The 7,656-nt window shown below is 68.2% G+C and carries 10 protein-coding genes and 2 riboswitches; of the genes, 3 read left to right on the plus strand and 7 right to left on the minus strand.

Annotation, left to right across the window (positions count from 1 at the left end; all coding sequences use genetic code 11):
* On the plus strand, nt 1-190 hold a 190-nt coding region (locus ASJ79_RS13990), incomplete at its 5' end, for a DUF2599 domain-containing protein (RefSeq protein ID WP_156448439.1).
* Complete coding sequence (deoC, locus tag ASJ79_RS13995; protein WP_067956099.1) at nt 190-867, plus strand: deoxyribose-phosphate aldolase; 678 nt, start codon at nt 190-192, stop codon at nt 865-867. The genes ASJ79_RS13990 and deoC, both read left to right, overlap by 1 nt.
* Nucleotides 868-870: 3 nt before the next feature.
* On the opposite strand, the gene ASJ79_RS14000 is transcribed toward deoC, so the two are convergent.
* From ASJ79_RS14000 to ASJ79_RS14010, 3 genes are read right to left on the minus strand one after another with little or no spacing between them, the layout of a single operon-like run.
* Nucleotides 871-1,740: a DUF2993 domain-containing protein gene (locus ASJ79_RS14000; RefSeq protein WP_067956104.1), complete on the minus strand. Its 870-nt coding sequence runs from the start codon at nt 1,738-1,740 to the stop codon at nt 871-873.
* Nucleotides 1,737-2,555: a carbon-nitrogen hydrolase family protein gene (locus tag ASJ79_RS14005; RefSeq protein WP_067956106.1), complete on the minus strand. Its 819-nt coding sequence runs from the start codon at nt 2,553-2,555 to the stop codon at nt 1,737-1,739. The genes ASJ79_RS14000 and ASJ79_RS14005 overlap by 4 nt, the downstream gene beginning before the upstream one ends.
* 41 nt (nt 2,556-2,596) lie before the next feature.
* Nucleotides 2,597-3,754 (minus strand): agmatinase family protein, encoded by a 1,158-nt coding sequence (locus ASJ79_RS14010; protein WP_067956111.1) that lies wholly within the window; start codon nt 3,752-3,754, stop codon nt 2,597-2,599.
* A 10-nt stretch (nt 3,755-3,764) separates the two neighbouring features.
* A riboswitch (guanidine-III (ykkC-III) riboswitch) is annotated at nt 3,765-3,832 on the minus strand.
* Nucleotides 3,833-3,949: 117 nt separating this feature from the next.
* Nucleotides 3,950-4,059: riboswitch (guanidine-I (ykkC/yxkD leader) on the plus strand.
* Nucleotides 4,060-4,083: 24 nt separating this feature from the next.
* On the opposite strand from ASJ79_RS14010, the gene ASJ79_RS14015 reads away from it, so the two are divergent.
* Nucleotides 4,084-5,613 (plus strand): sodium:solute symporter family protein, encoded by a 1,530-nt coding sequence (locus ASJ79_RS14015; RefSeq protein WP_067956113.1) that lies wholly within the window; start codon nt 4,084-4,086, stop codon nt 5,611-5,613.
* Nucleotides 5,614-5,639: 26 nt separating this feature from the next.
* Here ASJ79_RS14015 and ASJ79_RS14020 read toward each other — a convergent pair whose 3' ends face one another.
* The 4 genes from ASJ79_RS14020 to ASJ79_RS14035 form a co-directional block, all read right to left on the minus strand.
* Entirely contained in the window at nt 5,640-5,951 is a 312-nt protein-coding gene (locus ASJ79_RS14020) for a hypothetical protein (RefSeq protein WP_067956115.1), read from the minus strand.
* Complete coding sequence (locus ASJ79_RS14025; protein WP_067956117.1) at nt 5,951-6,385, minus strand: cupin domain-containing protein; 435 nt, start codon at nt 6,383-6,385, stop codon at nt 5,951-5,953. The genes ASJ79_RS14020 and ASJ79_RS14025 overlap by 1 nt, the downstream gene beginning before the upstream one ends.
* A 43-nt stretch (nt 6,386-6,428) precedes the next feature.
* Nucleotides 6,429-7,349 (minus strand): VOC family protein, encoded by a 921-nt coding sequence (locus tag ASJ79_RS14030; protein ID WP_067956120.1) that lies wholly within the window; start codon nt 7,347-7,349, stop codon nt 6,429-6,431.
* Nucleotide 7,350: 1 nt separating this feature from the next.
* Nucleotides 7,351-7,656: fumarylacetoacetate hydrolase family protein (locus tag ASJ79_RS14035; protein ID WP_197420209.1), on the minus strand; the 306-nt coding region annotated here is incomplete at its 5' end.

Consider the following 7,656-nt stretch of genomic DNA (forward strand, 5'->3'; position numbering starts at 1 on the left):
GGTGCTCACGCTGTCCCCGGACGCCGCGATCCCGGGCATGCAGGAACAGTTCATGTGCCACTGGAACTTCGCCGAGTTCGCCGAACCCGGTAAGACCAGCTGGAACCTGGAACCCTGGCGCCCCGAGGTCGGCTACGAGGCGATGATCGCCACCGGCTGCAATCCGGGTGGCACCGAAGAGCCCTTCTGATGGGTTCCTACTCCCGCGGCCGGGTCGCCGCGCTGGTCGACCACACGCTGCTCAAGCCCGAAGCCACCGAGGCCGACATCGAGGCCGTCGTCACCGAGGCCGCCGAGCTCGGTGTGTTCGCGATCTGTGTGTCGCCGACGTTCGTCCCGGCCGTCGCGATGCTGGCACCCGACGCGACCGTCGCGTCGGTGGTCGGTTTCCCGTCCGGCAAACATGTCTCGGCGATCAAGGCCGACGAGGCCCGACGCGCCGCCGAGGCCGGTGCCAGGGAGATCGACATGGTCATCGACGTCGGGTGCGCGCTCGCAGGCGAACTCGGCGCCGTCGGTTCCGACATCGCGGCGGTCCGCGAGGCCGTCCCCGGCGTGGTGCTCAAGGTCATCGTCGAGTCGGCCGCGCTCATCGAGTTCCGCGGCGCGCCGTTGCTCGTCGACGTGTGCCGCGTCGCCGAGGACGCCGGCGCCGACTTCGTCAAGACCTCCACCGGGTTTCACCCCAGCGGCGGCGCGTCACCGCACGCCGTCGAGCTGATGGCCGGTGCGGTGGACGGCCGGCTCGGCGTCAAGGCCAGCGGCGGGATCCGCTCCGCCGCCGACGCGACCGCGATGCTCGACGCCGGAGCCACCCGGCTGGGGCTGTCCGGGACGCGCACGGTGCTCGCCGGCTTCGAGGCCTGACGTCTACAGGCCGGCGAAGCAGGGGTCGTCGGTCTGCTTCGGGATCGACGCGTTGCGCGTCGAGAACTGGCTCACCACACCGGAGTCGGTGACCTCGACGGAATCGGCGCGGATGTCCATCGGATAGTCCTGCGTCAGCTGCGAGGTGAACGCGTCCAGCGCGGGCTGCACGGCTTCGCGGGGCAGCGTGAACCCCAACCCGGTGACCTGCTGTACCCGCAGCGCGATGCCGCCGTCGGCGACCTCGGGACGCGCGGTGATGCTGCCCAGCGCACCCTCGAGCTCGATGGTGCCGTCGTTCGGGTTGGTGGTCACCCCCGTCACGAAGCTGCCGACGAGCGGGATGGCGCCCTGGATCGTCTCCTTGATGCCCTCGGTGCTCCAGGTGATGTGCGCGACCAGCGACCCGATCGAGCCGCTGGAGTTCGCGGAGTCCTCCAACCGGACGTCGTTGATGTCGAGGTTGACCTTCATGCCCTTGGCGTCACGCACCTGGTTGCCCGCGGTCTCGATGCGGATGTTGGTGTAGTGCCCGGACACGTGCTGCAACAGGAACGGCGGCAGCACACCGAAGGACGCGGTGGCGTCGTCCTGCACGACGCACTCCACGGTGCCGGCGACGACGGTGTCGGCACGGTTGCGCGCGTAGAGCTCGCCACCGAGCAGGCACGCGAACACCAGCGCCAGCACGATGACCACCACCAGCACGATCGAGAGCGGGTCGCTGAAGATGTTCTTCAGCCTGGCCGGCATCGAAGAACTCTCCTCGGCGGCGGGGGGCGGCCCTGGCACGTGGCCGGGGGGCTGGTCCTGCGGAAACGGTGCCGGCGCGGCGCCGGGCTGTTGCGGCGGACGGGCCCAGGGATCAGTCACGCCAGCGATTCTGCCCTACCGCGGTGAGCAAAACCTGAGCGGTTGTGCATGACCGCGACCGTCTCGCGGGCTTTGCGGGCCGCCCCCAGGTCGAGATCGCACACCAACAGTTCGGGGTCCGCACCCGCCGAGGCCAGCACTTCGCCGAGCGCCGAGGCCACCACGCTGCCACCCACACCGGTGGGTCCGAGCGCGGCGACCTCGTCCCCCGGGTATGCCTGACCCACCGCCGCGACCACGCTGTTCGTGTCGATCGCGCGGGCCCGGGCCAGCAGCGTCCACTGCTCCAGCTTGCCGGGGCCGGTACCCCACGACGCGTGTGCGGTGATGATTTCCGCGCCGCGCTCGGCCAGCTCGACGTAGAGCTCCGGAAAGCGGATGTCGTAGCACAGCGTCAGGCCGACCTTCACACCGTCAACGGTGATCACGACAGGTTCGCGGCCGGGGGCGACGGTCTTGGACTCGGTGAAACCGAACGCGTCGTAGAGGTGGATCTTGTCGTAGCGCGCGTCCACGCCCGGCCCGGTCGCGAGCAGGGTGTTGGTCACGCGGTCGCCATCGGCGGACGGCACGAACATGCCCGCGACGACGACGATGCCGACGCGGGCGGCGATGTCGCGCACGGCAGTGGCCCACGGCCCGTCGAACGGCTCGGCGACGCGGGCCAGTGGCACCCCGAAGCGGCATATGGCCGCCTCGGGGAACAGCACCAGCGACGCCCCCGCCTCGGCGGCCCGCCCGGTGTACTCCTCGATCAGGGCCAGGTTTCCGGTCGGGTCGGTGCCGCTGCGGATCTGGGCCAAGGCGATGCGCATGCCCCCAGCCTAGGAGCGCGGAGCGCGACCGGACCAGCCGATCACGGCCCCCAGGCGGGACGGTCGGCCTTCGCGGCCTTTCTGCCGAGCTTCCCGGACCGCACCTGCGCGGCCAGGCTGTCGAGGATCACCCGCGAGCTCATCAGCGCGGTCTGCTCGGCCCAGTCATACGGCGGCGAGCACTCGACGACCTCGATACCGGCCAGGCCCGGTTCGGACACCATCTTCACCAGGTTGAGGGCCTCGCGGGGCAGCAGGCCGCCCGGCTCCGGCCACCCCGTTCCCGGCACGAAGCCGGCGTCGATGACGTCGATGTCGAAGGACAGGTACACCGCTTTGGCGTCCTTCCACGCCGTCTCGAGCGCGATCTCGGCGATCTTCTCGACCCCGACGCGTTCGACGTCGCCGACGGTGATGACGGTCGACTTGCGCTCGCGGCCCACCTTCACGCCCTCGCGCGGGCTCTGCCAGCCGCCGATGCCGATCTGCACCAGGTTGGTCGCCGGCGCGTTCTTGATGTTGGTGGCGTGGAACCACGGGGTGGTGTGCATCCGCTCGTCGAGGTCGGTCTCCTGGGTGTCGACGTGGCGGTCGAAGTGGATGATGCCGATGTTGCCGTCCATGTACGGGGCCAGGCCGCGGATGGTGGGGAAGCCGATGGAGTGGTCGCCGCCGAGCACGACGGGCATCACGCCCTTCTGCGCGACGTGCGCCATCGCCTGGCTGATCTGATCGAAGGACTTCTCCAGATTGCCGGGGATGGTGAACACGTCACCGATGTCGACCATGTTCAGCTGCTCGCGCAGGTCGACCCCGGACTCGTAGTTGTAGGTGCCGAACAGGTTGGTGGAACGGCGGATTCCCTGCGGGCCGAACCGGGTCCCGGGCCGGTAGGTGGCGCCGGCGTCGAGCGGCACCCCGAAGATCGCGACCTCGGCGTCGTCGACCTCGTTGACGTCCTCGATGAACGGACACTTCAGGAAAGTGCCGCGCTCACCGGCGAAATGTGGCTTCTCACCCCGCACGAACGTCGAGATCGTGCGGTCGTTGATGGTCGGCGCGGCCTCCAGGCCGTAACTGAGGCCGCGGTCGATCTCTTCGCGTAGCCGGCGGTCACCGAGTCTGGCCTCGACCTGTTGGGCCCAGGCGCCCTCGGCGTTGGGCAGGTCCGGGTTCGGCGCATCCGGATATCCAGGCACGAGTTCTCCTCACGCGCCGTCTTGTCGCTGACCGGGTACGACGCACCTCGTCCGGGGCGCCGGGTGCGCGGCGCCTGGGGTCATTGTCAGCACGCCGGTGAATTCCTGTCCACCGGTGGCGGAAACGCATCGTTAACACGTGGCGCGACGCCACGTAACGAACAGGGTCTTTTCTGGCGGGGACTCACAGAGAATGTGGGGCGCGCCTAGGGTTCCGCCGGCACACGGCCGGGTCTGGTCCGAGAGACGCAGGCGGCCGGCATCGGAGCCCGGCCGTTCCACGGCGGGACAAAAGCCCGGGAGACTCCAGATCGATTCGGGAGACTCCAATGATTCTCATCGGTGTGGCGCTCAGTATCGCCCTGGTCGTCGGCGTCGGCTTCTACGTGTCCAAACGCATCGAGGGCGACAGTTCCAATTTCCTCGTCGGCGGCCGGATGCTGCCCTTCTGGCTCGTCGGCGGCGCGCTGATGGGCGCGGCCGTCGACACCAACGCCACGCTCGGAAACACCGACCTGGCTTTCGAATTCGGATTCTGGGCCGGGGCGTGCCTGCCGTTGGGGCTGGCGCTGTGCCTGACGATCACCGGCATCTTCTTCGCCAAACCGATGAACCGGATGGGTCTGACGTCGTTCCCGGACTACTACCGGCTGAGGTTCGGCCGCTCGGTCGAGGTCGGCGCGTCCGTGCTCCTCGCCGTCGCGTTCTGCATGCTGGTGGCGGGCAACCTGGTGGCCGGCGGACTGCTGTTCAACTACTTCCTCGGCATGCCGTACTGGCTCGGGGTGGTCCTGATCGCGGCCATCGCGGTGGCCTATACCGGCACCGGCGGGTTGATCGCCGACGCCTACACCGCGATCATCCAGATGACGTTGATCCTGGTCGGCGCGATCGGCTTGTTCATCTGGATGTCGGCCACGCACGGTCTCGACATCGCCGAGGGCACAGGGCCTTTCGCGCTCGGCCAGCTGTCGGATCCGGCGCAGGGCGCGGTGATCAACTGGGCGACCCTGATCGCGTTGGGCATCGGTGACATCGTCGCGATCGATTTCATGGCACGCGTGTTCTCGGCGAAGTCGCCTGAGGCGGCCCGCAGGGCCTGCTTCACCGCTGCGACCGGCACGGTGGCGATCTGCGTCCCGTTCGGGCTCGTCGTGCTGGCCGCGCATGCGTTCATGCCGGCCGAACTCGACGGTCCGGTGCTGTTCGTGCTGCTCGATCAGTACGCGCCGGCCGGGTTGACGGTGCTGGTGCTGTGCGGCCTGGTCGGCGCGTCGATGTCGACCGCCAACGGCGCGATCCTGGCGATCTCGAACGTGTGCGTGCGCAACCTGGGAGGGGTGCGCCGGGTGCATGTGCCCGGCAGGAAGGATCCGCTGCTGCGGGCCGCGCGGATCGCGATGGCCCCGATGACGCTGTTCTCGATCGCGTTCGCGATCTACGTGCAGCAGACGGGAATCCTGCTCACCCTGGCTTTCGACCTGATGCTGGCCTGCCTGATCGTGCCGTTCATCCTCGGTTTGGTCTGGCGGCGCGGGACGACCACAGCGGCGATGGCCGCGATCGTCGTCGGGTTCGTGGTTCGGATCGGGCTGTTCGTGCTCACCCCCACGATGTTCGGCGTGGAGAACACGATCCTGTACATCCCCAACGACCTCATCGGCGCATCGTTCGACGGCTGGCCGACGTTCATCGCATTCGCCGCCGGTCTGCTCACCTATGTCGCGGTGGCGTTGGCGACCCCGCCGGCGCACCTGCGCGGTCTGGACATCCAGGTGGCCAAGGATGTCGACGATGTCCTCGATGATCCGGACCGCTTCGAGAGGGAACCCGGGCTCGTCCCGGCCACGGCGACCTGACCTTGCGCCGGTGTTCACCGAGCATGTCAGTCAGTCGACACCGAGAGCGTCGTTACGAACAACTCCACCGCTGCGCCCTCGCCGGCGTGCACGGTGATCTCCGACCCCAGGCCCACTGTGACAGCCGACCCCGGGCTGATGGGCTCGGTGGCGCCGCCGAAAAGGTAATGGCCGCTTCCGTTCATGACGAACAGTGCAAACTCCGTGCTGTCTGCGGTGAAGGTGCGGGGCTGTTCCGCGGGAACGGTGATGCGGCTCAAGCTGCGCCATGGACCGTCGAAGTAGGCTGTGGCGTCGAGAGTTTCGTTCGCCGCGATCTTGCCGACGTACGCGGGCATCAGTGGGCTCCTCCTTGGGCGGTGGTGGTGGTGAAGGCTTCCTCGGTCGGGCGTCGCGGGGGCAGCTTCCCGGAGATCTCCGGTGGGAAGACCTCGATGACGATGTACTCGATCCGCTCGTCGCCGGTGTTCACCAGAGCATGCCGGCTGTGCAACGGTGTGATCACGATCGAGCCGGGTTCGACGTGATAGCGCTCGCCGTCGAGTTCGATATCGGCGGTGCCCTTCAGGAAGAACCAGATTTCTTCGGTGTGGCTGTGGGTGTGCAGTCCGGCGCGACCGCCCGGGTCGAAGGCCACCCATTCGATTCCGTCCCAGTCACCGTAAAGGTGTGACCCCGTGGCGAAACGGGTCCAGTACATCGCTCCGGCGCCACCGTGCACGCCCATGACCTTGCCGGCGTTGTCGGTGTGCCCGGTGATGACGCTTGGCATCAGACGTGCCCTCCTCTGTTGTGAGTTGTCGGTTCGTTCCTTGTCAGGTGCTGTGGCCGTGGATCATCAGATCGGCGAGGTCCTCGGGATCGATGAAGGAGGGCGGAGGTGGAGGCCCCCACAGGTAGAGGCCGCGTGCACCTTCGAGGACTTCTGGCGTCCACAGACTGTCCTCGGGAATGCAGTCCATGTCGCTGTGGTACTCGGCGAAGTTGCCCGCCGGGTCCTTGAGATACCAGAAGAAGTTCGATCCGGCGTAATGCCGGCCGAGGCCCCACACGTGCCGTTCGGGATGGTCGGCCAACATGCGCATGGCGCCGCGGCCGATGGTGTCGACGTCGTCGACCTGCCAGCTGCTGTGGTGGATGAACGGCACGGGGGCCCGTTGGAGCAAGACGTTGTGGTGGTCGGTGGAACACCGTAGGAAGACTCCGACGTCGCGCACTTCGTCGCTCACCTTGAAGCCCAGACCGTCGACGAAGAACGCCCGGGACTGTTCGTAATCCGCAGTGCCCAACACGAAGTGCCCGAGCCGGCGGGGGCGGACCCGCGACGTGTCCACCACGCCGGCGGCGCGGACGCCGACCCGCTGAATCCGTCCCGGCCCGTTGACGACGAACGGCGCGGCGGGCGGCTGCTGCAGTCGCTCGGACACCACTACGCAGATCGGGGTCCCCGTACCGGGGTCGGCCGTTGTCAGCACGTCGCCGGCTACCTCGGCGAGGAATCCGAGCCGCGCCAGGCCGGCCTGAATGCGCACGAGGTCGTCGCGGTCGTCGGCGGCGAAGGCCGCTCGCAGCAGGCGTCGGGTGGGAGCATGCGAGAGTTGGAGTTGCCGTCCGCCGTCGGCGGTCGCGAACCAGCCGTCGCCGCAGTCCTGTAAGCCGAAATCGCGGTAGAAACCGGCGGCGGCGTCGACGTCGGGCACACCGAGGGTCAGTGACCGAACTCCGTGTAGCGCCATGTCATACCGCCACGGATCGCCGGCCGGCAGCCGACGGCGAGTCGACGACCTCGACGAAGGTCTGTACCAGTTCGCCGATTCCGTCGATGCTGCTGCGCAGCACATCACCCGGGCCGAGATAGCGGGGCGGCACCCGGCCTGCTCCGACTCCCGACGGTGTCCCGGTGAAGATGAGATCCCCCGGCAACAGCTCCACCACTTTGGACAGCTCCTCGACGAGGCGTGGCACCGGGAAGATGAGCTGCGACGTGCGGCCCCGCTGCACCACCTCGCCGTTGATGGAAGCGCTGATGCCCAGATCGTCGAC

It is taken from the genome of Mycobacterium sp. NAZ190054 (assembly GCF_001545925.1).
In the GTDB taxonomy this organism is placed as follows: Bacteria; Actinomycetota; Actinomycetes; order Mycobacteriales; family Mycobacteriaceae; genus Mycobacterium.